Consider the following 23,712-nt stretch of genomic DNA (forward strand, 5'->3'; position numbering starts at 1 on the left):
CGGCTGCCGCTTGCGGCAGTTAGGCGGTGGGATGTGTCCGGTGAATTCACTCCCCCGAAATGCCTCTTCCGGACCAAGTGGCGGACTTGACCCGCCACGCAGCGTTGAATGCGATGTTAACAGATGTCCACGACCTCTTCGAATTACATACGATAAATCTTTATATATTCATTTCTTTAATATGTAATCAATAAATCCTTGTCGTATTTTTTTGCCCTCATAGATTCTTTCCAAAACTCGATCTTCTTTATAAATTAATTTCATATCATCAAACATCGCATCAGCTTCATTGTAATCATAATACGAATGGATAACTGGCTCATTGTCTTCAATCTGTTCATATTGGTTATCTCCTAAATCAACACCTTCTCCAACCCGAAAATCCTTAACGGTTAGGAAATTCACAAATAATACTCCATTGGGTTTCAATACCCGTTTCATTTCATTGATTGATTGTTTCACATCTTCTTTTCTCATATGAAACACCGAGTTATATGAATACACAAAACTAATCGACTCGTCACTAAATGATAAAGATCTCATATCACCATGTTGTATATTTAAATTCTGTCCTCTCATTTCTGCAAATCGATTCGCTTTTTGAAACTGTTCAACATTCATTTCTATTCCAATAGTTTGGTATCCATAATGGACAAATAGACTTAATGGAGGGGAATCACCTCCCGCCCCGCAGTCCAATACCGTTCTTTCCATACCGCTTTCATTACATAAAGCTAAAAATCTATACAGTGGTACTTGTCTGAAAAGCTCCACAACAATCGTCTCCTTCGTCTTTTGGTTTTATAGTTTTATTGTTTCGTGGATTTCTGCTAACGTTCCTGTATTCACGACGTTCCACCGACTTAAGTGAACGTAGTGAGCGGCCGCGATGCGGTTAGTCGGTGCGGATGTGTCCCGGCAATCACTTCTTCGACTTTAGTTCCGGGACCGAGGCGGCTTGTCCGCCGATGTGTGAAAACATTGTTATCGGATGCTTCTGCCTTCCTAGGAACCCCCTTAAAATAATCTTCTATCACTTTTCTTAAATTACTATTCTTCATTCTTCATATTCTTTATTATCTATTAGCATTACTTCATTTACCCAGTCATCAAAAGAGTTAAATTCTCGTGTTTTTGGCCACTTTGAGTCTATTTCCTTACCCATCTTCCATGTTAGATGCACTTGTACATACTTATCTGGATTAGCTTTGTATTGGTATAATACTTCGTCTTTATCTTCTCTTCGAGCAATGATGTCTAGATCAGCCCCATAAAGAATATGGTTTTCGGATATTTCTTTATGTAGTTCTTCAAGAAAAGTCTTTGAAGTTTCAGGTATCCACGGTTCTAAAAATTTCTTTTGTGGTCGGAGCATTAAAATCACCCTCATTAATTCTTTTTAAGTTTTTTCATATTGCAGAAGTTTCCTATAACGTTCCTGTATTTACGAACCCGAGAGGCTTAAGGTGCGAACGCGCCGGGTCCGACGGACTTAGCCTCGCAGGGTTGTAAGCTGAATACACTTCCTTGCTTACTCTTCTAGCGAACCAAGGGCAACGCCCGCAGCGTAGATATATTGTTAGATGATGCATCTGTCACCTTTGAATCTACCCTCATTAACCTCCAATATGATAGTAATCAGGATCCAAGATAATCTCATTACCATTCTTGTCTAGCCACTCATTACTGATTGTTATAACATCCCAAATCCGTTTAGAAATTTCATTCCTCGAATCGAAATTTATATTATGAAAAGATAAAAGAGCTTCTTTCTGACCAATATTTATTATCGCTCTGTTGACTACCCTAAACTTCTCCTCAGCATCTTTCTTTACAAGAATGTATGAATTAATAGGGTTTAAAGAGTTCCTTTTAGATGCAGAGACCACATCGTACTTATTATCTATTTTCTTAACGTTTTGAAATATATTCAAATTACTCCTCGATGAAATGCTCCACTTATAACTCCTTATCCAATCTCTAAATTTTAAAATTGTTATAGCCCATTCAACTGGATAAATATTAGAGGTAGTAATCATAGTGTAAAGATCATCTAACTTTTCACTTACATGATTCAGATTATTATATACAAAGAAACCAAGTATCTCTTTATCTTCTTGTAGTTTCTCATTTAATGTTGATTCGGTTAAATTTAGTATCTCAGTCACTTTAGCTAGTGATTCAGACATTGAAACAGTCCCATACACGAATGAAGTCATATGCTTTAGTATTTCAAGTAAACAAAAATCTACTTTTCCTTTAATGTGGTCCTTTATAGGATTAAACAATATGCCCTTTGAATGTATTTCAGAAATACTTTGAGAAATTATCTTTGATACTTTCTCTTTCTCATTTAATTCATCTGAGTTGTAAAATAATATACGCTTGTGATTTAGATCAAATGGAACATCAAGTACCTTTCCGAATTTCTTATTAAAAAGACATATTATTTTTTCCCATCCTAATACCTTCGCTGCATAACCTAATTCTAACAACACATTAGGATTAGGTGTCTTTCTGCCTTCGTAATCTTGATTAATTATTGATATATCACATATAAAAATATCAGTCTTATCGATTTTATTAAATATTGTTTCGCTAATGTCTGGAGAACCAGTTACACCGAGAGTATCTCGGTCGTAATCTAAATAAATCGAATATCTAGTGTTTTTACTTTTTTTTATTGCCTTCTTAATTGCAACTTCAATAAATGAACGATTTGAATTATTGGGTAAATCAGATTGCCAAGAATAAAATATAGTATAATTCAAAAGATTAACCTCACTATCCTTTTGGTTTACAGATGTTTCATCTAACGTTCCTGTATTCACGACCCGACGCATGTCGGGTGTCCGGCGAATGCCGGACCAAGGACGAGTGTCCGTAGCGTGAATAATATATTAGGTGGAGTTATTGCCTCCCTCGGATAATTGCATCAATTTTTCTGTCTAATCCATTCGTTTACTAATAAATAAATTAAAGATTGTGCTTCTGTTATATACATCGGTTCTTTAGGAGGTTCATAATCTAATGCATGTCTTGCTTCCATTCCAATTGCTTTATAGCTGTTAGCAGTCCTAGTAAATCTCTTAAGGCTCTCTGAAGAAATTGAAGAAAAAGATTTTACATCAGCCTCTTTAGCTATTACTTCAAAAATTTTATATAATCCTATCCAACTTTCATCATCGTACGATATCAATTTTATTACTTTATCAATTACCTCGTTTTTTTCACACAGCTCTAACAAATCAGGTACAGAATTAGCAGGATTAGAAATAAAAATTTCAATTGTTCCATCAGCTTTTATTATTTGCGGAATTGCCTTCATACTCGCAGAACCAGAAAGCTCCGCACTCATAAAGAAGGTACGTCCGCCATATTCATTTAGAAGATAAATATCCGATACAGTAATTCTCTTATGTGTTCCCAACACTAACTTTGTCGCACCATCTATTAGCTTCACTAGATTTTCTACTTTTTCTGAAACATTTTTAAAGTCATCAGTAGAGAAGATATCTGATGACTTTAATCGATATTCACCTTCTTCTTTGAAAATTGTTAGCTTTTCGGTATTGAGTGACTTTGAAAGTTCATAAAGTTCCTTTTCATCTCCAGCTAAAGATATGATCCACTTCATAGTGCCCCTCATTTCATTTTCACAATAATTACACCTAACGTTCCTGTATTCATGACCCGACGTATGTCGGATGTCCGGCGAATGCCGGGCCAAGGACGAATGTCCGCAGCGTGAATATTATGTTAGGCGATGGTATTCGTTCTTGAATTATTGTTTAGTTTCTAAAGCCATTAAGTTAATATCATTCAATCGAATATAAGGCTTATCATTTTTATTAAAGTATAATGTTGCTATAAAAATACAATAAACGCCATTATTCCAGAGTATCTTTTTCAATTTGGAACTATTAGAGATGCTCTCGCTTAATAAAACAGAGAATTCATATCCTTTTCCATCCCATGCGCCACAGTTTAAAAATTGTTTATTCGATGAGATTGAATTAACTTCGCCCCAAAATATTCTTTTTTCTCCTTTGAGTGAATGATCTGCACTTTTAAAATCTATAATTAAATCAAAAGGATCTTTGTATGTTTTACCTTCAAAAATTATTGGGATATCAATATCATCTAAAAGATTATGAATCGCATACTTTAATAGTTTTTTCAATGTAATTTTACAGGACTTATTTTTTGAAGGATCAATTGTATATGATCGAGAATTCTTTTTTTGCCCAGCTTCAACTGAAATCAAACCTTCATTTCTTTTCTCATACGGATCATTGCTTTGGTCTAAGCTCAGGATTAACTCGTTATATGTGACATTTACTTTGTTAACTTCTTCTTTAATTGCATTATCGACATTACTAGGATTGCTCATTCCCTGCTTACAACCACTTACATGTTTAGCAAAAAAGCAAGCTTGTTTACCATCCTTAGTTTTTCTTCTATAAAAGGCTTGAACCCTACACTCTAAGCACACTAAATTTCTTTTTACAATTTCCTTTTCTGTAGTTGAGAGACTCTCAAATTTTAAAATAGATATTTTTTCGTTGTTAATCGAATTTATTACTAGTTCCATTTCATATCACCTTAACCTTTTGAATACTTTCGCCTAACGTTCCTGTATTCAGGAATCCCGTCAGGGGTTGTCTGCTGAAATTCCTCTTCGATATCCAACTCGCAGACAAGGCTCCATAGGAGCGGCAGCTTGAATACTTTGTTAGACGATGGACTTGGCTTAATTGAAATACTGTGACAAAGCAACCTAGAACAAATCCCATTTTGGTGGCCCTATAAACAAAGGGGTTGCAATATATGTTTTTTCTTCTGGGAAATAGTGTTTAATTGAACATAGACCTGCAAAATATCCCCCATAATAAAAAGAAGAAAATGAAGTTGAAGTTGTTATCCATTTAGGGTCTATTACCAACACAAATTTGTAACTACCACGTTTTGTAAAAATGTATGGTTGAGCTTCTAATTTATTCGAAAGAGTATACTCTTTTCCTTCATACTCATCTGCGCCTGGTATGTTCTTTGATTTGAATTCTTCCTTAAAGGAATAAATTTTCCCAATAATTGTTGGATTGAAATTTTTCAAGTTCAGTAATGGAGTTGCCTCTACGCTAATTTTTCCAACTAAGTCACGTATGCTTAACATTAGTGGCACTAAATGAATTTGGAGAGAATGAAGATTCTTTATCCCGTTCATAAATTCAAAATCCATTACGTAACCATTAAGACCTGCCAATATAGATAGCCTTGGAATATTTATGTAATATAACTGAGAAATATTTGATTTCCATGGTTTATTAACATTTAATTTTTCCCTTATACTTGTTTCATGATTTAATTTGATTTGTAATAAATCATCAACACTATAAGAAGTGTTATCAGAATCAATTTTTGCATGATGAGTAGGACATAGTAGTAATAAATTTTCATGACTATTTAACAAATCTTTTGGATAGTTACTATCTCCTCTTGGGCCAATAGGGCTTTTCGCAACGATGTGACAAATATGTCCAATAATATCATTACTCGACTCAACGATCAGTTCTTCATTGCATTCAGGAAAAGCACAAATGCCTCCAGAATATGCCCAAAGTATTTTAAGATCTTTATCTTTATATGCCAATCTTATTCCTCCAAGTCTTTCGTCTAACGTTTCTGTATTCATGAACCCCGAAGGGGTTGTCTGCTGAAATGCTTCCCTGAAATCCTTCTCACAGACCAAGGCTCCAAAGGAGCCGCTGCTTGAATATTATGTTATACGATGGAATCACTTCTTCGATTAACCAACATCCATTCTTGATTCTAATCTTTCATTGTTCTGCTATATGTTCCAATAAATCACCTGGCTGACAACCTAAAGCCGCACATAATTTATCAATCACTTCTAATGCCACATATTCGTTCGTATTGAGTTTCGCCATTGTAGCAGACGAAATACCTGTCATTTTCAATAAATCCTGCTTCTTAATCTCCCTGTCGATCAATAATTTTTGAAAAGGTTTATAACTAATCATCTGGTATTCCTTTCACACATCAAGTGAATTTTTCTTTAATTATATGAAAGTATATTTCCTTTATCAAAAACATCTTCAACATGTATTGACTTAATTATTTGATATGATAAAATTATATTTAATAAGTTGAACTTTTATTCATAAAATCAAATGCATTGGATGGTGTTTAGTATGCATAATTCTTTAGAAGTCTTACTTGATTCACTGATTCAGACTCGAATTGAATCTTTATATGGCGAGCTTATCAAAAACAACTCCAGCTACAACCAGTTCTCATCCGAACGGAATCTCTACTTCAAGCAGTTACATGAGGGAGTACCGGAGAATATACAGAAGACCCTATTCCTTTACGACGATGCTGAGCTTTCTGTTCAAGCTATTTTAGAACGTGAAATTTATTTGCAAGGTTTTAAGGACGCTCTTCACCTGCATAACAAATTACATATATCTTTAGACTGTGAGCCTTCTGGCTCTTTTTCATTTTGATTCTGTTGTATAGGCTATTCCCGAACCTCGCCAGAGATTATCTGCCTCCTGGCAGATCAAGGAGTACAGCAACGCCGCGGGAATATTCCTGTTATCGGAAGTCCCTGTTTATTTATCTGATAATATTTTCTCTGATATACTTTGATTTTTTTAAATATTTGTGGATGTTCAAAAGTCTTTCATATAGCTCAGAAACTGTCATTTTCTGATTTCTGGTCACTTTTCTCCATTCATCAAGTTTTTCTTTTGCTTTCATTGCGAATTCATCTGATTTATTCTCTTTGCATAGATTATATATTTCTTCTAAATCAACTGTTTTAAGATTGGTTACTATTAAATTCCCCTTAATCCCACTAAGAAATTGTAAAGTAAATTCAAGCTCTAAATATGCTACTAAAAACTTTGAACTTCGTCTTCTTTTTTTAGAGTCTTTAAGCGACTGTACAACAGTATCTAATATTATAAAAGTCAGTGCTGCTTCACGTGTAGCTGGCAAAAAGTTTTTTGATAATCTCAAATAATCATCATAAGATAGTAAATAAAAACTCCCTGTAACTTTACCTGAATAACTATATATAATTTGCAACACAGGGAAGAATGCATCTAAAAAGATGCCAGCCGTAAACGAATCTACAACCAAAATGAAATAGAGTATGCCTGAAAGAATAAATATACTTATTCTCCATTTATATAAAAAATACAAAATAAGAATAAATAACAGCATTCCTACGTACGATGCCGCATACAAAAATATTTCATCCAAGTTAATTATTTTTTTCATGTATAATACAGCATCATCAACTGTTACATTGTTGTTTTTCAAATATTCTATGTATTTATTATTTTCGTTCATTTTCTCTTTTAGGAGCGTTTCATTTTGAAGTAACAATTTAAAATACTCTTGTATACGTGAAGGTGTAGAATCATCAGGTAACAAAACTTTCAAGCTAGAACGAATTTCGGTTTTAGCTTCCTCCGCCTCTCTAAAATACACATCTTGTTCAAACTTTCCATCTGACGCATAGCGAAAATATGCTTTTACATCCAGTGCATCGACAACTTCATATAACCCTGCGTATACAAGCACAATAAAAAATAGTATAGCTAAAAATACTATAGAAGCGCTCGTTACTTTTAAAGCCCTTAATGTCATTTTATCTGGCTTTTGTTTAAGAATTGCAAACATTTTTTTCTCCTTAGGCTGTATTTAGTGTTTGATTTCTGATAACGTTTCTGAATTCATGAACCCCGAAGGGGTTGTCTGCTGAAATGCCTACTTGAGATCCATCTATCAGACCAAGGCTCCTTTCGGAGCCGCTGCTTGAATATTATGTTAGCTGAATTAACTGACTTCATTGAATTTACTGTAGCCCATCCCCTTCAAGAATAAATTTCAAGAATTTCTTTCCGTACAATGAAATTTCAACATCTTTTCTATCTTTATCTGAATCACTATCACCAATGTCTTTCCATGTTTTCTTTATATTTAGTAATCCATTGTTCTCTAGTCTTCTATCTATATTTCGTATCAAACCATGTACGTCACTTTCTTGGACAAAAGTAATAGTTTCTTCAGTCAATCCTGCTAAATAAAATAATCTTTTCAGATCCAGGTATCTTAAATTTCTTAGCATATCATAAAAGTTAATTATCACCGATTCATTACTATTCTGTTCAATAAAAACATTTTCAAAGCCATTAAGTATTAAATTTATTTTTGCATCTTCATGTTCTTCAAACAAATCCGAAAAGATAATTGGGAAAATCCTGTGGCTGATATATTCGGATGATAATACAGAATCTGCTGCAAGGTGCGATATAAAATTAATTTTTTTGTCATGGTCTTTGAATCTGCGAATTAGCCGATTAATTTTAACTGTCTGAACTAATTTTCCTATGTAAGGCACAAAATCAATTCCATTTTCTAATATTTGTCCAAAGTATGGATTTATCATCCCTCCTTCTTGAATTACTTCATTAAAGATTTCCTTATCTGTCACTCAATATCACTCCTTGTTCTCTCAGTTATTTCACTTAACGTTTCTGTATTCATGAACCCCAAAGGGGTTGTCTGCTGAAATGCCTCTTCGAAATCCATCTTGCAGACCCAGGCTCCGTCAGGAGCCGTAGCTTGAATATTATGTTATCGGATGGTCTTGCCTTCTTCGAATGATCTATCACATTCTTCTTTTATCATTCCTTCATACTCTTTGCTATTCCCAATGCCCCTTGATTTTTCACATGTCTCTTCATTTCTTTAATCTTCAATATATCTTTGTGTCTTTTGATCTCTTTCTTTATTCTGTATATGTCTTTTGATCTGTACTATGTCTCTTTCCCTTTTAATTCCTTCATCAATATGTGATTTGAACTTCAACATGTTTCGATTGTAATATGTTTTTTCGAGCTTATCATCCTCTTCTCGAATCCACTTCTAAGCTTTATACTTCTTAAGAACCAAGGACGAAGCCCGCAGCGTAGTTACTTTGTTATCGGATTGTTGTTGTCCCTCATTGAGAGACTGAAACTATTCAATAATTTTTATTCCAGGAACTTTCCATCTAATATTTTGAAGACTACTCTCCAAAATTAGTATTTCTGAACCATCATTATTAATAACTGAATAGACTTCTTGACCATCTCTGTAATTAGAAACATATCTTATTTTTTCATTGACTGGTGTTAAGTACTCAATTTCAAATTTTTCAACATCATATATATCATGATTATAGTACTTCTCTTTTTCCTCATATTTTAAGTAGCAATTTACAATTGGAATGAATATTAAGTCTTCATTCGTTACTATCGGCAGATGAATTTTTAGTTCATAATTATTGAACGCAGGATCGTTATGTACCACTAAATTATTCACAATCAATTCCGGTTTGAATTCTTTAACAGTTATCTTTATTTTGCAGTCGAGAATAAACTTTGCATTTCCCCATAACGATAGTTTTGCAAAAGTTGTAATGTTCTTCTTATCTTTCTTTAACGAATATTCTCGTTGTTGATAGTCAAAAGTATAGATAATCTTAGCCTTATGTAAATTAGTAAATTTCTCAAGATTCCATTCTGTCCATTCCCATTCATAATTGATGAACACTCGATTCTCTTGTTTAACCAGATTATGTTGCTTCTCGTCCCCCCTTATTTGTTTTTGTTTTTCAATATTAAGTCTTTGTTGAAAGTCTTCCTTAGCAGATTCAACCTGTTTATGTGCAATATATACTGCTACTAAAGCACCTATAGCACCACCGAAATAACTTCCGAAAAATCCAAACCAATCCTTTCCTGTTCCGAATACTGATGTAAAAGGTATAGCTGGAATTTGTACTAGAGCATTAATTACTACAGGGACAACTAGTAGAAGAATAATTGCTGGTATTATGAGTTTTTTATACATTTACTATTTTCCTTCTCTCTTTATAAGTTATTTATTTTATTATGCGATAATTTCCGATAACGTTTCTGTATTCATGAACCCCATCAGGGGTTGTCTGCTGAAATACCTCTTCGAAATCCACCTTGCAGACCAAGGCTTCACACAGTCGCTGCTTGAATATTATGTTAGCCGAAGTAATGATCCTCTTCGAGTTTTCACTCAAAATACTCATCTTTCTTTTGCTTGTATAAGACTTTTCCAAACTCTTTAGTTGGTGAGATAACCCGAATGATTCGACTAGCATTTATAGAATTCGTCAAAACAAGTTGACAGTCCTCTAGGATGTATTCCATGAATGCTGCATCTGTTAAAGTTTCCTTATAAACATCTGGGTTTTTCTTAATTACTTCCTTCCCCAGCTTTAAAAAATTCTGATCATGGTTATGTACTTCGATATTATTCCATACAGCTCTTTCTCCGATCCTCCAAATGATTGTATTCTGTATTTCCATACCTAATTCAATTAGCGTTTTTATAGGTTTTTCGCTTCTGTCACTTGTCATGTGTCCTATAAAATGACCAAAATAAGCAGGAAAATCAGACTCTTCCACTCTAAATACAAATCCATTATATTTCTTTCCGTCTCTTCTAAATCTCTTTAATGCTTTCATCCACCAACGATCCAATGCAATATGTCCTGTTAAAGGAAAGCAGTAAACCCCGTTCCGACTTTTTCTAATTCCGTTTTTCAAGATGTTTTTTGAGTAATTCACAGGTGACCAATGAACAACAAGCACATAAACAACCCCTATAATTATGAATTTACAAGTATTTCGGCTAACGTTTCTGTATTCATGACCCTCGTAGGGGTTGTCTGCTGAAACACCTCCTCGAAATCCATCTCGCGGACCAAGGCTCCATCAGGAGCCGCAGCTTGAATATTATGTTAACTGAAGTTGCTTACATTATTGAGTTACATATATATTAAAAATACCACCTTAATATTTGACTTCCTTCTCATCAAATATATGCCCTTCTTTATAATATTCAATATTAATGCTTCTCTTCTTATAATTTACTTCATAATAAACTCCTAATGCATATCTACATACATGTTCTGGGAATGTCCTTCCATCAAAAGACCAAACATCATCATAACTGTCTTTGGTCAAAGCAATTAGTCTGATTCTGTCACTTTCTTTCTCTTCTTTTGTTCTATCGGATTTCTTCATCTCTATCGCTATTAAATTGTCTTGGTTAATGTTATTTCCCCGGCTGTGAACAATAAGATCGCAATTTATCTTAACCCCAACATCCTTAGGTCCATAAATAGTTTTACAATTGTTTTGATTTTAACATTTTTATTCCGATTATATTCCACGTCTACCTTGTATTCTGCAAATTCAGATTTTTTTATTATATTATTTATATGTAACATTAGCGCACCACAAAGTGTCCTCTCAGAAACTTTAGATATTAATAAGCCAAGATCACTTTCTAAAAAGTCTCTATTTGCATTCTCGAATATTTCAATAAGTCTTTTTATCAATGTGTGTGCCTCCGAACATTTTATTTTTGATTGTTTACAAGTAATTTCAGTTAACGTTCTCGTATTCACGACGCTTGGCAAATGCCAAATGTGGCCGGTTGCTCTGCTTCCCCGAAATCCCTCTGCTGGACCAAGGGCGTATGCCCGATGTGTGAATATAATGTTATCGGATGTCAGCATCTATTTGAGAGTAACTTATTAGATTCCATAAATTTCAAGCCTTTAATCAAAAATTATTAAGAATTATCATAGTCAGGAACTTATTCACTCTAAATTCAAACTATTTCTGGAAATATTCTTTTTGCACTTCACTACCTAATTGGTGGAATTGAGCTATGCCACTTTCATCAAAATCATGAGCTATACACATAACCTTAATATCATTATTTTGAGGTTGCTTTTGGCCAATTGATGCACCTTTCAAGTCTAATAATTTTCTAGCAATCTCTGGTCTAAAGCAAACATTATAATTTGATTTATCCTTAAGAGATGGATATGCCCAAGCATCTTGAACATCTCTGGGAGGTAAATCAAAAAAAGACTTTGCAATAAATTCTGAAACAATATATAAGTATTCTGTTCCTACTCCTACATCTCTACTAAATTCCTCCCTTAAAAAGTCATTGATAATATCATTTATTAATCTTGCTTTTTCACTATAAATTTGTAAAGATTCATAATTATATTCTTGACCGATCATATTTACTTTTATTTCTTCTTTTGCTTCGTACATAATTAACGCATAATAAGAGTCATCAGGCACTTTTATCTCTTTTAAAGTAATCGATGGGTTTATGGGTGTAGTATAAAGTAGCGATTCTTTGGGCTTATTTAACCTTCCATATTGCTTTATATATTCACTAGGCGCATTCCAAAAATCCGATTCGAATTTTAAGTTTTTATTTGGAATAATTGATCCCTCTAATGTCCGAGCTCTAAAAAATTTTGTGCCTTTAGGATAGGATCTTAAGCAAGCGAAATAATAAAATTTCCCTTCAAAAGTTAGTACATCAAACACTTCTTTATTTATAGCTTCTTGAGTCATGGTTGAAATATTTAAGTTTCTAAATCTTCTTATTTTATCCAACAATTCTTTTATGTCTATTCTTTCAAAGAATTCAATATGGTTCTCGTTTGATAACAATTGATTCCCCTTCTTTCTTAATCATATACTTTAATTCATTGCTGATTTCCGATAACGTTCCTGTGTTTACGACGCCTGACGAATGCAAGGTGTGTCCAGCTGCCTCTGCTTCCCCGAAATTCCTCTGCCGGACCGAGGGCGTATGCCCGATGCGTGAATATTATGTTATACGTAGTTACTGTCTTCTTCGAGTTTTCTCACAAAAATCTTCCTCTAGAAAGTTAGTTCATCTATTGTTTACCTTCAAACCAATCAACTTCCCAATCATTCATACGCTTCACATATGAAAGGAGCATATGACCTGAAATAATATCTACTAATCTGCCTATAAAAAATTCATTCTTAATATCAATTAAATGCTCTCTACAAATTTCTTTGATATGTTTTTCTTCAATAGAAACTTGATCATAATGAACAATAAATCTGTCGACACTTATCTTGATAGCATCTCTAATACTAATGCTAGGTATAAGTTCGCTATTTAAGTATGTATCAATTTCCTCTGAGGTCTTTGATAACCCCAATTTGTTCAAAAAAACTTGAACAGTATAATTGTTTTTATATCGACTGTTTTCAATAAATAAAGCTCTAACTTGAGTAAGTATTGACTCGTAAAAAGCAAAATACTCTATAGAGTCTTTATCAGATTTATATAATGCTGTTATTCTTGCTTTTAAGATTAATAGACTATCAGTCACTTTATTGAAATATTCATCAACTTCTTCAGGCTTTTTAAAGAAGGGTTCCATCTTAAAATCTCCTCGCTTCTATTTACAGTAATTACGTATAACGATTCTGTATTCATGAACCCCGAAGGGGTTGTCTGCTGAAATGCCTCTCCGAAATCCTTCTCACAGACCCAGGCTCCAACGGAGCCGCTGCTTGAATATTATGTTATGTGTAGTTATCACTCCATTGATTGACACCCTAGTTTACGCCTTCCAACCCATCTCTTTATACAATCTTCTAATTTGTTTTATAAAACTATCATTTTCCCTTCCCTTATTTATAATCTCTTCATCGGTGGTTACAGCCCATCTAAAAATTTGTTCAATACTCCCGTAACTACGTTTAAATCCTTTGGCCAACTTCAGTATGTTTTCTTTAGTTGCGGCAAATGATAATACTGCTCTTAACTCTTCATCTGTCCAAGGTCTCCCCTTATTTTCTGTACTATACGCTTGTTTTTTCTCATATTCAAAAATCAATAATTTCGTTTTGTGGATTACTTGGTCTGTTGTTAGTTCTTCAATTCCTTCATTAAGTAATTCAATTAATCTATCTTTATATTCTTTCTTTTTCATAGATTTCCCCTCCATGATCTTTTCAATAATTACACATAACGTTCCTGTATTCACGACCCGACGTATGTCGGGTGTCCGGCGAATGCCGTACCCAGGGCGTATGCCCGCAGCGTGAATATTATGTTATGTGGTGTACCGGGCTTCTTGAATCTACTTACAAATGATCGCTTCTGTATTTACTTATGTGCTCTTCTAATGTCTTTCTCGCTTCTTCATAGGTTCTAATCACTTCATCCAATTCATTCTTCAACTCTTTATGTTCTTTCCAATATTCTTTCTCCACTTTGAGTATCGAACAAAATAAATCTCCGATATATAAATCTCCTGATCCGAATGGGTTCTGTATTAATTGCTCTAAGGCTAGAGGTAAAAGAAAATCTAGATTCATTTGTTGCCCAATCAAAAGTTAAATCTTCATTATTCAATTCACAAAGAGGTCTCTTCCTTAATCGATGTACTTGGATCACTAATGAAGAAGCAAAATTCGGTTCACCCCAATATTTTCCTTCAAGTTCTTTAAGGGTTTTGGTTAGATCTACTTGTTGCATGGCTTCACCCTCTTAAATAAATGGTTTCCGGTATGTCACATAACGTTCCCTTATTTACGAACCCTATGAGGCAAAGTGGCAGCGCCAGCTATCGGGTGGCTATGCCACTTCGCCTCGTAGGGTTGTCTGCCTGACTTTGCTACTCTGAAATTACTTCTGGCAGACCAAGATCCGCAAGGATCACCGCGTAAATAAATTGTTAGATGATGCTGGCGACATCTTGAAATACCTGCTAAATTCTTGTTTACATAAACTCTATTTCCTATAAATAAAATGATCTAAGAAATAAAAGCGACTTACTCTTTGCCATGAAAAATAATAATCATTGTTTAGATATATCGTCTTATTATGACCATTTCTAGCGCTGTAAGTTAAGACAGTATTAGCTTCATACTTTGTATTATGTCGAAAATCAAAATCCTTAGTACCATTTGAATATGATTTTTGATTAACATAATGAGTATTGTCTGTACCTATCAAAAAATATCCGATTTTAAAATCTCTGGACAACTGAGCATACTCTTCTAAATTCTTCAGATCGCAAAAAACATCAAAACGGTTATGGGGCTCACGAAGTTTATCCCTAAGGAAAAACTTCAATTCAATTGCGCACGTTGTAACTTGGGTAGTGCTTCCATACCATTCCAATGTTATATCAATTTTTGATCTATTAGAACCACTTTTTGATAGAGTATTTGCAGATCTGAATGGGGTTTCGAGATTTATTTTCAGATTGTGATTTATACCAAATTTGAATAGTTCTCCTACGCTTTTTAATATATACGAAAAGTGGAGCTGAAGATCCGCTTCATTATTTATTTCAATTTTGTAATGGTCGATTTGACCAAATAAGATATCACGACTTGTTGTAATAATATGTTTGAGCATCGCAACTTCATAAAGCTCATTATATTTATAGAAAGGTATATCGTTTGTCAAATTCTATGCTCCTTTCAATCCTAATTCAAACGAAATTATTGATTTGTTGAATTGCGAATTGTGGTATCTTTTCGCCAGTTTCATCTAACGTTCTTGCATTCACGAACCCTCACTGCCTTTAGTGACCAACAGAAACGGCCGCGATGCGGTTAGGCAGTGCAGGGTTGTCCGCTGATTCATCTACTTCAGGTAATACATCTTGCGGATCGAGGGGCGAAAGCCCCGATCTGTGAATGCGGTGTTATGTGTAGTTGCCTCTACTTCGAATCTGCTTAACAATTATTTATCTTTGAAGTATTTTTGTAATGTTGGAATTAATTTAGTGGCAATTTGATTGATTGAGTCAACTGGAGAGACTTTTAAAAATTTCCTCCCAACAATAAACAAAGGCAACTCATCAACGTTTACATCTTCAAATACAATAGTTAAGACCAATACATCGTTCTTCCCTGCTAATCTTGCTAAAAATGATTCCATTTCAATTTTGCACCAGTGCGATTTAAGAAAATCAGTTGTTACCCAAAAGATTACCGCACCAGAATCTTTAATGCCTTCTTGTACTTTATTTACAATAGATTCACCAAAATCAATGTTAATATCGTCATACCACACTGGTAAGTTGGCAGCGTTCAAGTAAGCTATTATCTCTTCGACAAATGGCTTATTTTTAGACGTATGGCTAATAAAAACTGGTAGCTTTTTACCTAGTGGTCTCATTGATATCATCTTTGAGACCTCTCTTCTTTCTTTATATTCAAAAATATGATCATACATAAGGTTTACTTGTTCCGAATCAATTAATGTCATGATGTTAAAACGTTTATGTGCTAATTCTGAAAATAGCTCCTCATAAGTTATGTCTGGTCTATATCTCACACCTGCGTTTGTCATGAATTCTTTCATGCGATCTATATGACCTTGAATTGGATTATCATAGCTAAATACAATATAAAACTCCAAACCATACACATTGTGATTAACCATTAAATTAACCATTTGAAGTGATGATGCGTCTTGCTCATCCAACAAATTTTGAATTACTGGTTTTAGATGTGATCTCTCACCATAATCACATTCCCATACATAATTTCTTTCAAGTTGTTTTGTCATCTTGAATCTCCTTAAGAGTTTATAGGCAATTACACATAACGTTCCTGTATTCATGAACCCCGAAGGGCTGTCTGCTGAAATGCTTCCCTGAAATCCTTCTCGCAAACCAAGGCCCCGAAAGGAGCCGCTGCTTGAATACTATGTTATATGACGGAATCACTTCTCCGATTAACCAACATTCATTCTTAATTCTAATCTGTCATTGTTCTGCTATATGTTCCAATAAATCTCCTGGCTGACAACCTAAAGCCGCACATAATTTATCAATCACTTCTAATGATACATATTCGTTCGTATTGAGTTTCGCCATTGTAGCAGACGAGATACCTGTCATTTTCAATAAATCCTGCTTCTTAATCTCCCTGTCGATCAATAATTTTTGAAAAGGTTTATAACTAATCATCTGATATTCCTTTCACACATCAAGTGAATTTTTCTTTAATTATATGAAAGTATATTTTCTTTATCAAAAACATCTTCAACATGTATTGACTTAATTGTTTGATATGATAAAATTATATTTAATAAGTTGAACTTTTATTCATAAAATCAAACACATTGGATGGTGTTCAAAATGCATAATTCTTTAGAAGTCTTACTTGATTCACTGATTCAGACTCGAATTGAATCTTTATATGGCGAGCTTATCAAAAACAACTCCAGCTACAACCAGTTCTCAGCCGATCGGAATCTTTACTTCAAACAGTTACATGAACTTTTACCTCAGGATATGCATAAGACTTTATTTCTTTACGATGATGCAGACCTTTCTGTTCAAGCAATCCTAGAACGTGAAATCTACTTACAAGGGTTTAAGGATGCTCTTCAATTACATAATGAATTAAATATATCTTCTAATTGAGAGCCAAACGGCTCTCTCAGGCTGTCGAGAAACCCCCTGTTTTTTAATCAGGTTTAAAATGGCCACTTTGATCAAATAAAAATGGGTCCTCAGATCGTTTTAAATCGATTTTTGTTTTAAAAGTTGAGTTTCCCCAAATAAAAAATAAAGTGCCGGAAAGTCCGTTGGACTTTCTCGACACTCTGTGAGAGCCAAACGGCTCTCTTTTCATTTGATTCTTGTCTCATAACGTTCCTGCATTCATGACGTCCGACGTATTTGGATGTGTCTGCTGAAAATACATCCTGGAAATCCATCCAGCAGACCAAGCTCCGCGAGGAGCCTCTGCATGAATATTAATGTTATTCGACAGAATCTCTTCTTTGATTAAGCAACATACATATCATTCTCAATGCTTCAATCGTTCAGTTTATGCTCCAGTAAATTTCCTAGCTGACAGCTTAAAGCTGTGCATAATTTATCAATTACATCTAATAAAACATATTCTCAATCTAGTAGACCAATTGCTTTACCATAGTTATATAGCTTTGATAAAGTATAATTTGCAATCTCGGCTTGGCTAGTACTTTTACGCCACATTATTTCCAGCCTAATAGGAGAATCGCTTGTAGTACAAAGGATGTCAGTCCTTCTCTTTAATCCACTTCCGAAGTTTGATTCTATCTCATACGAATCAATCATCTCACTATCAATTAAGGCTTTGGCCAAAGATCCATTGAGAATAGTATCGTTACTTCTAGCTATATAAGCCAATTTCTCAAATGAAGCAATTGTATTATTGCCAATTTTCGCCCCCTTTTTTCCCATGCCTATTGATTCATCCTCAAACGCTTTGCCTAATTGAGACTTTAATAAATTATCTTTTGCGTTCTTATCAATTTTTGTTTCGAATTTGCTTTGTTTCAATTTTTCTTTTAAAGTGTCATCTGAGTAAGTTCTGATAATTGAAGTTATTGCTAATGTTGAGAGATGAAGAATTCTACATTCAAAAAAAGAAGAAAGCTTACCTATTTTTTCTGAATGAGCTTTTATCTCTTGAATAATGTTAGATTCAGTTGCAACCATTAGTCTTTCAATATCCGCTAAAGCGTTACTTCCACTAGTTAAAGCAGCAACATCTTTTATTGGATCATTTCCTGCAATTACAATAATCCACATTCTACATCTTTCTTTTCCGACGAGCTTCTTAATGCTTTTTGTATTTTTTTGAGAAAGCTTTCTTATCTTCGTCAAATACTTTCCAATAGTGTCATCATCTTCAATCATTGACTTGGCTTGATCTTCAGTTATACCTAAGCTCAACAAGCTACTCCCTTCATTAATGGTACTAACGGTATTTTGAGCAATTTTTAAAAATTTCTTTTTTTCTGGCCCTTCATACACAAGATACTCTTTATACAGTCCTAATAAAGACTCTGCACCGATGTCATTGGCAATCTCAATTAGGGTTTCTCTCATTTCCTTTTTATTACATAACCATACTACCAAATTTTTATTTCCTGTCTTGCTTCTTATAAAATTATTGATCCTATGTAAACTCGATTCAATTTCTTCATTTGATGAATCTTTAATTGCCTCTCTTCCCTCAATTACAACTATTCTCATTGCATAAGCTGTTTCTTTAAGCTCCAACAATTCTTCTTCAATACTCTCATCATTTTGAATTGTCACAATATCGATATTATCAAGAAATAGATGTAGCGTATGTAAAAAAGTTGTTTTCCCTACCCCCGACTTGCCATGCATAATCAAAAATGCTCCTTGCCCTGAGGTAGCCATATCGCTATAAATTTCTTTAATTCCCTCGATAGCGTCTTTAACTTCCTCAATAAAATGACTAAATGATTCTTTATTCTTTATTTTTTCTAAAGCTTCGTATCTTGATGGAATTAACAATTCACTCATTTTAATTCTCCTTCTATTCAGTATTATAATGTAGTTTGATATAAAATTTTTACTAATTAAATGCCTCTTATCTCTTCTTAATTGATTCTGTCGTATAACGTATTATTTACGAACTTCCGAAAGAATTCTCTCTTTGACATATTCACGAACTTCGTGAATCCTGCACTTTTCTGCTTATTCCAGCACTTTCTGCGTTTCAATCCTCCAGCCCGCTCATCCGATCCAACGGACTTTGAATCCGCCCAATGTCCCGCCTGCTCACATGTGTATACCGCTCCGTCGTTCGCACACTCTGATGCCCTAGCAGTTCCTGAATATAGCGAAGATCTATCCCATTCTCCAGCAAATGGGTCGCAAAGGAATGCCTTAGCGAATGGATACTCACCTGTTTGTGAATGCCAGCTTCAGCCAGCGTCTTTTCAAATACTTTCTGCGCTGAACGTTCCGTAAGGTGGCGGCCTTCCCTCTGTCCTGGAAACAGCCAGTCTTCTGGCTGCTTCACCCCTATATACTGCTCGACCACCGCAAAAGCCGCTTCGGAGAGCAGCGTTTGCCGATCCTTCCTGCCCTTTCGCTGACGGACTTTCAGCACTTTCCATTCATGATCGCAGTCTTCAGGACGCAACCTCGCCACTTCGCATACCCGCAGCCCGGATGTATACATCAGGTACAGAATAGCCTTATGCTCTTAGGATTTTTCACTACTTTCAACAGACGCATGACCTCATCCAGGGACAGCACATCAGGTAGTTTACTCTCCTTTTTCGGACGAACATAGGCGGATGATTTGGGCTGCTTTAGCACATGGTGAAAATAAAATTTCAACGCACTGATCGCTTGGTTAACATAAGCGTGCGAAAGGCCTTTTGCGAGCAGCGCCAACGCATATTTTTGCACCGCCGCATCATTTATGCTTGCTTCGGTCCCTTGCAATCCGGCAAAAAAACGTTCCGTTTGCGATATGTATGCTTTAATCGTCTTGCTGCTGTAGCCCCTTGCTACCAATGCATCGCGCATTTCTAGCCGCTGATCCGGGTTCCATTCACCTCGCTCCGAAGAAGAGGGAACCGCATTAGCCTGCGTGTCCCGTCGATCGTTTTTTCATCCCAATAAAGTAGGTTTATCTTCATCTCACTTGCCTCCTTAGTATATCAGCCGTTCAAAAAATTGGATATCTAATTTTACACAAAAAAAGGGACTTAAGATGGATATTCATCTTAAGTCCCTGATTCTTTCAGATCGAATTATTGATCCATTAAGTCCAATTTTCGTCATCATAAAGTGTCTTGCCTTTACTTTGTCCAGTTCCTCCGTCACATCACCGAAAAAACAAAAGAATAGCCTGATTATTTTATTAAGAAAATAAGATAAGCCGCTAAAAAGCCCGCGCTGAACGCGGGCTTTGCTGTATATAAGTCAAAATCATGCCTAGTAGACTTGTTACTCAACCTTAAACTGCTTTAATTCGTCTTGCAGCTTAGTGGACAATTGGTTTAATTGTTTGGATAGTTCAGCAACCTGTTCGAAGCTCTCCAATTGTTCCTGCGTGCTGGCGCTAACCTCTTCGGTTGAAGCGGAATTCTCTTCGGTGGTAGAAGAGATGATCTCTAGCGCCTGCAAAATCTCATCTTTATGCTTGTGGACTTTGGAGGTGTTGGTGCTGATCTGGATCATTCGCAATTTCAAATCTTCCAAATCCTTGTTAATGCTAAAGAATACTTGCTTGGTGTCCTCCACCGATCTCGCATTTTCTTCTGCAATTTTCAGACCATGAACGGTATGCTCAACCGATACACTGGTTTTTTCTTCAATGACACGTACCTTCTTGTAGATTTCCTGTGTCGCCAGTGCCGTCTGCTCAGCCAATTTGCGAACCTCCCCGGCAACCACAGCAAACCCTTTGCCCTGTTCTCCTGCACGTGCAGCTTCAATAGAAGCATTGAGCGCTAACAGGTTGGTCTGCGTTGCAATTTGGTTGACCGTATCCACAATGCTCGAAATCTCATGACGGCTCATATCGATATCCTGAATGATGGCCGACATCGCTTGGGTTGAATTGTGATTTTCTTCCGCCCATCTGGATAGCTGATCTACTACTGCAAGCCCTTGTCCGCTTTGCTCAGCAGAGATTTGCACCATCGATTCGATGGCTTTGGCATCATTGGCAATTTCGTCAATTTGGCCGGATAAGGCTCCGGTTTTTTGTAAAATGTTATCCGTCTCGATGGACTGGTAGTTCGTCGCATTGGCAATTTCATTAATTGCTGTCGCCGTATCGTTCATCGTGATTGCGGTTCTGGAAGAAATGGATTGCAAATCATTTGAAGACTGATTCAAGACTTGAGCTGAGCCGCCTACCATTTGGAGCATGCCTTGAATTTTTTGAACCATATTGTGAACCCCTTGAGAAATTTGCCCGATTTCGTTATGGGAATTCGTATCAAACGGAACGGTCAAATCCCCATTTTCAATCAGCTTGATTTTGGCAAGCAATTTCGGGATTGATCTCAACAGATAGCGGAGCGTTATATAACAAATTATAACCAGCAGGATGGTAGCTGCAGCAAAACCGCCAATCGTAATCCAGGTAAAGGTTCTTAGTTCTGAGAGTGCCTCTTGTTCAGAGATGGTTAAGCCTACGGACCACCCCGTATCTTTACTGGTTGCATACCCAATGTAACGACGCTCGCCATTATCATTAATCAACTGTACTCCAGACTCACCAGCAATCATTTTCTTACCGATCTCGCCAAGATCACCTGTACTTTCGTTAATCTTTTCTTTCAGCACTTTATTTTGATCAGGGTGATACAAAATATCACCTGTTTTGGACGCAAGAATTGAATAGCCTGTGCTTCCAAGCGAATAGCTTTGCATAACAGCAGGGATGTCTTTGAAAGCAATATCGACAGCAGCAAATCCGATTAATTGGTTACCGCTATCCTTGATCGGATAGAAAATGCCCATGACCACATTCCCCGTATTGACGTCCTTATAGGGTTCTGAGTAGTATAAACCGTCTGCTTCAACAGCTGGCTTGAAGTATGGGCGTGTATTGATATCGAAATCCGGCTTGGAAACAGCACCATCATTTTGTAGAAAGAAGCCTTTACCAGCTATTCCCGCAATCCAAGCATCAGCAAATGATGGCTCTGCCTTTACAATCGCTGCCAGAGTCGCTTCGGTTTCCGCAGCGTGTGGGGAAGTTTTTACCGTTTCAGCTGATTCGGTGGTCTCTATATACTGCCGAAAAAGATTATTTGTTGCCATTTGTTTGACAAGTGAGCCCTTTTCCTTAAATAACGCATCAAATTGACTGACGGTGGCCTGCGTCTTGGTCTGGAGCATGGCCTCTTGCTGCTTGACAAGCATGCTTTGCGTGCTAGCATACATGAACGTCCCCAAGGTTGCAAAGACGACAACGATAATAACTAACAAGACCATGGCCAACGTGTTGGCGATGCTGGATGATCTGAATACGCGCTTCTTCATATTTTGTGACATGCTGCCATCTCCCCGAGGAATATTGAGCGAAAAGCTCTTAGATAATATGTCGGAAGTTTGCAGCTGTTTTAATAGGTTTTTAGTATACACAATTTAAAGTTTTGCTATCTGATTCCTCATCAATTCCCTCCCAACCTGTTTGGTAACTCCAGCAAAAAATTAGGGCAGCACAAAGAGCCCCCGTCAGACGTAGGCTCTTTACTAAAAGCTATGTATGAACGCAGGGTTTTGCGGATTTAGAGCGTTTCAGCGATCCGTAAGCTCAAAACCCTCATCCTCCGTCGTTAACCCAACTGCATCGTTGTGATACACGTATCGTCTTTCTCATATGTAGAGAATTCCGTTTCAGCCGTTTTACCTTCATGATTGACGCTAATGCGGTAGGTTTTATCCCTCGGCAGCCATAGATCAATAAAACCATTGGGTTGTGATTTCATGGCAGCATTCTCCATGATGACATTCCCTTCGGAGTCGTGAACGGTCACATTGAATTCTCCGTTTTTTATTTCGCCTTGGCAGCCGGTTAGACTATGAGTTGCACAAGGGTGGGTCTCTTCTACATATGGCGCAATCGAAACAAAAAACTCGTTGTCAGGCAAATTATAAGTTATGGGTTGGGCATTGTCTCCATTAACAATTAACTGACTGGAATTAATGGAAGCGGACTGAGCTGTTGCCTTGCCTGCGCTGAAATCATGCACCAATTGCTTGATATCTGTTGTCCCGAGCTTGTCCGCTCCTTCTTTCTGCATATTTCCTGCAATCAGGTACGTGCCCAATGCCGCAACAACCAACCCTGAAGCGACCAAGATTCCTTTTTTCATCTGGAGTTCATCTCCTTGTCCGTTTTTAAACATTATAATGTAGAACGCGCCGTAACGGACAAAATACGGTACTGAAGTCACCAGATATTCACATCTTTGCTTGTTTATCCA

27 protein-coding genes and 1 pseudogene are annotated in these 23,712 nt (G+C 36.0%); 2 read left to right on the forward strand and 26 right to left on the reverse strand.

Going from position 1 to position 23,712, the window contains the following annotated elements:
• Positions 1-168: 168 nt before the first annotated feature.
• From MKY75_RS17155 to MKY75_RS17190, 8 genes are all read right to left on the reverse strand, one after another.
• The gene (locus tag MKY75_RS17155) at positions 169-774 is read right to left on the reverse strand and encodes a class I SAM-dependent methyltransferase (RefSeq protein WP_340886044.1); all 606 of its coding nucleotides are present in this window, start codon (positions 772-774) and stop codon (positions 169-171) included.
• An 89-nt stretch (positions 775-863) separates the two neighbouring features.
• Positions 864-1,061 carry a hypothetical protein gene (locus tag MKY75_RS17160; RefSeq protein ID WP_340886046.1) on the reverse strand — a complete coding sequence of 66 codons (198 nt, stop codon included), beginning with the start codon at positions 1,059-1,061 and terminating at the stop codon, positions 864-866.
• Positions 1,058-1,375, reverse strand: a complete 318-nt coding sequence (locus tag MKY75_RS17165; protein ID WP_340886048.1) for a hypothetical protein — start codon at positions 1,373-1,375, stop codon at positions 1,058-1,060. Before MKY75_RS17165 ends, MKY75_RS17160 begins: the two co-directional genes overlap by 4 nt.
• 241 nt (positions 1,376-1,616) lie before the next feature.
• Positions 1,617-2,831, reverse strand: coding sequence for a hypothetical protein (locus MKY75_RS17170; protein WP_340886050.1), 1,215 nt, complete (start codon positions 2,829-2,831; stop codon positions 1,617-1,619).
• A 104-nt stretch (positions 2,832-2,935) separates the two neighbouring features.
• Positions 2,936-3,637: a hypothetical protein gene (locus tag MKY75_RS17175; RefSeq protein ID WP_340886052.1), complete on the reverse strand. Its 702-nt coding sequence runs from the start codon at positions 3,635-3,637 to the stop codon at positions 2,936-2,938.
• 147 nt (positions 3,638-3,784) lie between these two features.
• Positions 3,785-4,594: a hypothetical protein gene (locus MKY75_RS17180; RefSeq protein WP_340886054.1), complete on the reverse strand. Its 810-nt coding sequence runs from the start codon at positions 4,592-4,594 to the stop codon at positions 3,785-3,787.
• Between the two features lie 186 nt (positions 4,595-4,780).
• On the reverse strand, positions 4,781-5,695 hold the full coding sequence (locus tag MKY75_RS17185; RefSeq protein WP_340886055.1) for a hypothetical protein: 915 nt from the start codon (positions 5,693-5,695) through the stop codon (positions 4,781-4,783).
• 145 nt (positions 5,696-5,840) lie between these two features.
• On the reverse strand, positions 5,841-6,044 hold the full coding sequence (locus MKY75_RS17190) for a helix-turn-helix domain-containing protein (RefSeq protein WP_340886056.1): 204 nt from the start codon (positions 6,042-6,044) through the stop codon (positions 5,841-5,843).
• Between the two features lie 171 nt (positions 6,045-6,215).
• On the opposite strand from MKY75_RS17190, the gene MKY75_RS17195 reads away from it, so the two are divergent.
• Positions 6,216-6,530 (forward strand): hypothetical protein, encoded by a 315-nt coding sequence (locus MKY75_RS17195; RefSeq protein WP_340886057.1) that lies wholly within the window; start codon positions 6,216-6,218, stop codon positions 6,528-6,530.
• 112 nt (positions 6,531-6,642) lie between these two features.
• Here MKY75_RS17195 and MKY75_RS17200 read toward each other — a convergent pair whose 3' ends face one another.
• The 12 genes from MKY75_RS17200 to MKY75_RS17255 all read right to left on the reverse strand — a co-directional run bounded on the left by MKY75_RS17200 (position 6,643) and on the right by MKY75_RS17255 (position 16,909).
• On the reverse strand, positions 6,643-7,716 hold the full coding sequence (locus tag MKY75_RS17200; RefSeq protein WP_340886058.1) for a hypothetical protein: 1,074 nt from the start codon (positions 7,714-7,716) through the stop codon (positions 6,643-6,645).
• Positions 7,717-7,891: 175 nt separating this feature from the next.
• Complete coding sequence (locus tag MKY75_RS17205; protein ID WP_340886059.1) at positions 7,892-8,530, reverse strand: hypothetical protein; 639 nt, start codon at positions 8,528-8,530, stop codon at positions 7,892-7,894.
• A 527-nt stretch (positions 8,531-9,057) separates the two neighbouring features.
• Positions 9,058-9,933, reverse strand: a complete 876-nt coding sequence (locus MKY75_RS17210) for a hypothetical protein (RefSeq protein WP_340886062.1) — start codon at positions 9,931-9,933, stop codon at positions 9,058-9,060.
• A 194-nt stretch (positions 9,934-10,127) separates the two neighbouring features.
• The gene (locus tag MKY75_RS17215; RefSeq protein ID WP_340886065.1) at positions 10,128-10,598 is read right to left on the reverse strand and encodes a hypothetical protein; all 471 of its coding nucleotides are present in this window, start codon (positions 10,596-10,598) and stop codon (positions 10,128-10,130) included.
• Positions 10,599-10,910: 312 nt separating this feature from the next.
• The gene (locus MKY75_RS17220) at positions 10,911-11,144 is read right to left on the reverse strand and encodes a hypothetical protein (RefSeq protein ID WP_340886067.1); all 234 of its coding nucleotides are present in this window, start codon (positions 11,142-11,144) and stop codon (positions 10,911-10,913) included.
• A gap of 597 nt (positions 11,145-11,741) precedes the next feature.
• A complete protein-coding gene (locus tag MKY75_RS17225; protein ID WP_340886070.1) occupies positions 11,742-12,605 on the reverse strand; it encodes a hypothetical protein in 864 nt (287 codons plus the stop codon).
• 230 nt (positions 12,606-12,835) lie between these two features.
• The gene (locus MKY75_RS17230) at positions 12,836-13,354 is read right to left on the reverse strand and encodes a hypothetical protein (RefSeq protein ID WP_340886072.1); all 519 of its coding nucleotides are present in this window, start codon (positions 13,352-13,354) and stop codon (positions 12,836-12,838) included.
• A gap of 183 nt (positions 13,355-13,537) precedes the next feature.
• Positions 13,538-13,909 (reverse strand): hypothetical protein, encoded by a 372-nt coding sequence (locus MKY75_RS17235; protein WP_340886075.1) that lies wholly within the window; start codon positions 13,907-13,909, stop codon positions 13,538-13,540.
• Between the two features lie 154 nt (positions 13,910-14,063).
• Positions 14,064-14,312 carry a contact-dependent growth inhibition system immunity protein gene (locus MKY75_RS17240; RefSeq protein WP_340886076.1) on the reverse strand — a complete coding sequence of 83 codons (249 nt, stop codon included), beginning with the start codon at positions 14,310-14,312 and terminating at the stop codon, positions 14,064-14,066.
• 400 nt (positions 14,313-14,712) lie between these two features.
• Positions 14,713-15,396 (reverse strand): hypothetical protein, encoded by a 684-nt coding sequence (locus MKY75_RS17245; RefSeq protein ID WP_340886078.1) that lies wholly within the window; start codon positions 15,394-15,396, stop codon positions 14,713-14,715.
• A gap of 279 nt (positions 15,397-15,675) precedes the next feature.
• On the reverse strand, positions 15,676-16,506 hold the full coding sequence (locus tag MKY75_RS17250) for a toll/interleukin-1 receptor domain-containing protein (protein ID WP_340886080.1): 831 nt from the start codon (positions 16,504-16,506) through the stop codon (positions 15,676-15,678).
• Positions 16,507-16,705: 199 nt separating this feature from the next.
• Entirely contained in the window at positions 16,706-16,909 is a 204-nt protein-coding gene (locus MKY75_RS17255) for a helix-turn-helix domain-containing protein (RefSeq protein ID WP_010345194.1), read from the reverse strand.
• Positions 16,910-17,080: 171 nt separating this feature from the next.
• Between MKY75_RS17255 and MKY75_RS17260 the strand changes: the two genes are divergently transcribed.
• Positions 17,081-17,368: a hypothetical protein gene (locus tag MKY75_RS17260; RefSeq protein ID WP_340886082.1), complete on the forward strand. Its 288-nt coding sequence runs from the start codon at positions 17,081-17,083 to the stop codon at positions 17,366-17,368.
• Positions 17,369-17,764: 396 nt separating this feature from the next.
• On the opposite strand, the pseudogene MKY75_RS25615 reads toward MKY75_RS17260, so the two are convergent.
• The 6 genes and pseudogenes from MKY75_RS25615 to MKY75_RS17285 all read right to left on the reverse strand — a co-directional run.
• A pseudogene (locus MKY75_RS25615) lies at positions 17,765-17,842 on the reverse strand (helix-turn-helix domain-containing protein); the annotation flags it as partial.
• Between the two features lie 12 nt (positions 17,843-17,854).
• Positions 17,855-19,273 (reverse strand): hypothetical protein, encoded by a 1,419-nt coding sequence (locus MKY75_RS17265; protein WP_340886085.1) that lies wholly within the window; start codon positions 19,271-19,273, stop codon positions 17,855-17,857.
• A gap of 196 nt (positions 19,274-19,469) precedes the next feature.
• Positions 19,470-19,937 (reverse strand): tyrosine-type recombinase/integrase, encoded by a 468-nt coding sequence (locus MKY75_RS17270; RefSeq protein ID WP_340886087.1) that lies wholly within the window; start codon positions 19,935-19,937, stop codon positions 19,470-19,472.
• A complete protein-coding gene (locus tag MKY75_RS17275; protein WP_340886089.1) occupies positions 19,937-20,290 on the reverse strand; it encodes a phage integrase N-terminal SAM-like domain-containing protein in 354 nt (117 codons plus the stop codon). The genes MKY75_RS17270 and MKY75_RS17275 overlap by 1 nt, the downstream gene beginning before the upstream one ends.
• Positions 20,291-20,713: 423 nt before the next feature.
• Positions 20,714-22,777, reverse strand: a complete 2,064-nt coding sequence (locus MKY75_RS17280) for a methyl-accepting chemotaxis protein (protein WP_340886091.1) — start codon at positions 22,775-22,777, stop codon at positions 20,714-20,716.
• A gap of 284 nt (positions 22,778-23,061) precedes the next feature.
• A complete protein-coding gene (locus MKY75_RS17285; protein ID WP_340886093.1) occupies positions 23,062-23,601 on the reverse strand; it encodes a CueP family metal-binding protein in 540 nt (179 codons plus the stop codon).
• Positions 23,602-23,712 lie beyond the last annotated feature (111 nt).

Origin of the sequence: Paenibacillus sp. FSL L8-0663 (assembly GCF_038008125.1) — a bacterium.
In the GTDB taxonomy this organism is placed as follows: Bacteria; Bacillota; Bacilli; order Paenibacillales; family Paenibacillaceae; genus Paenibacillus; species Paenibacillus polymyxa_D.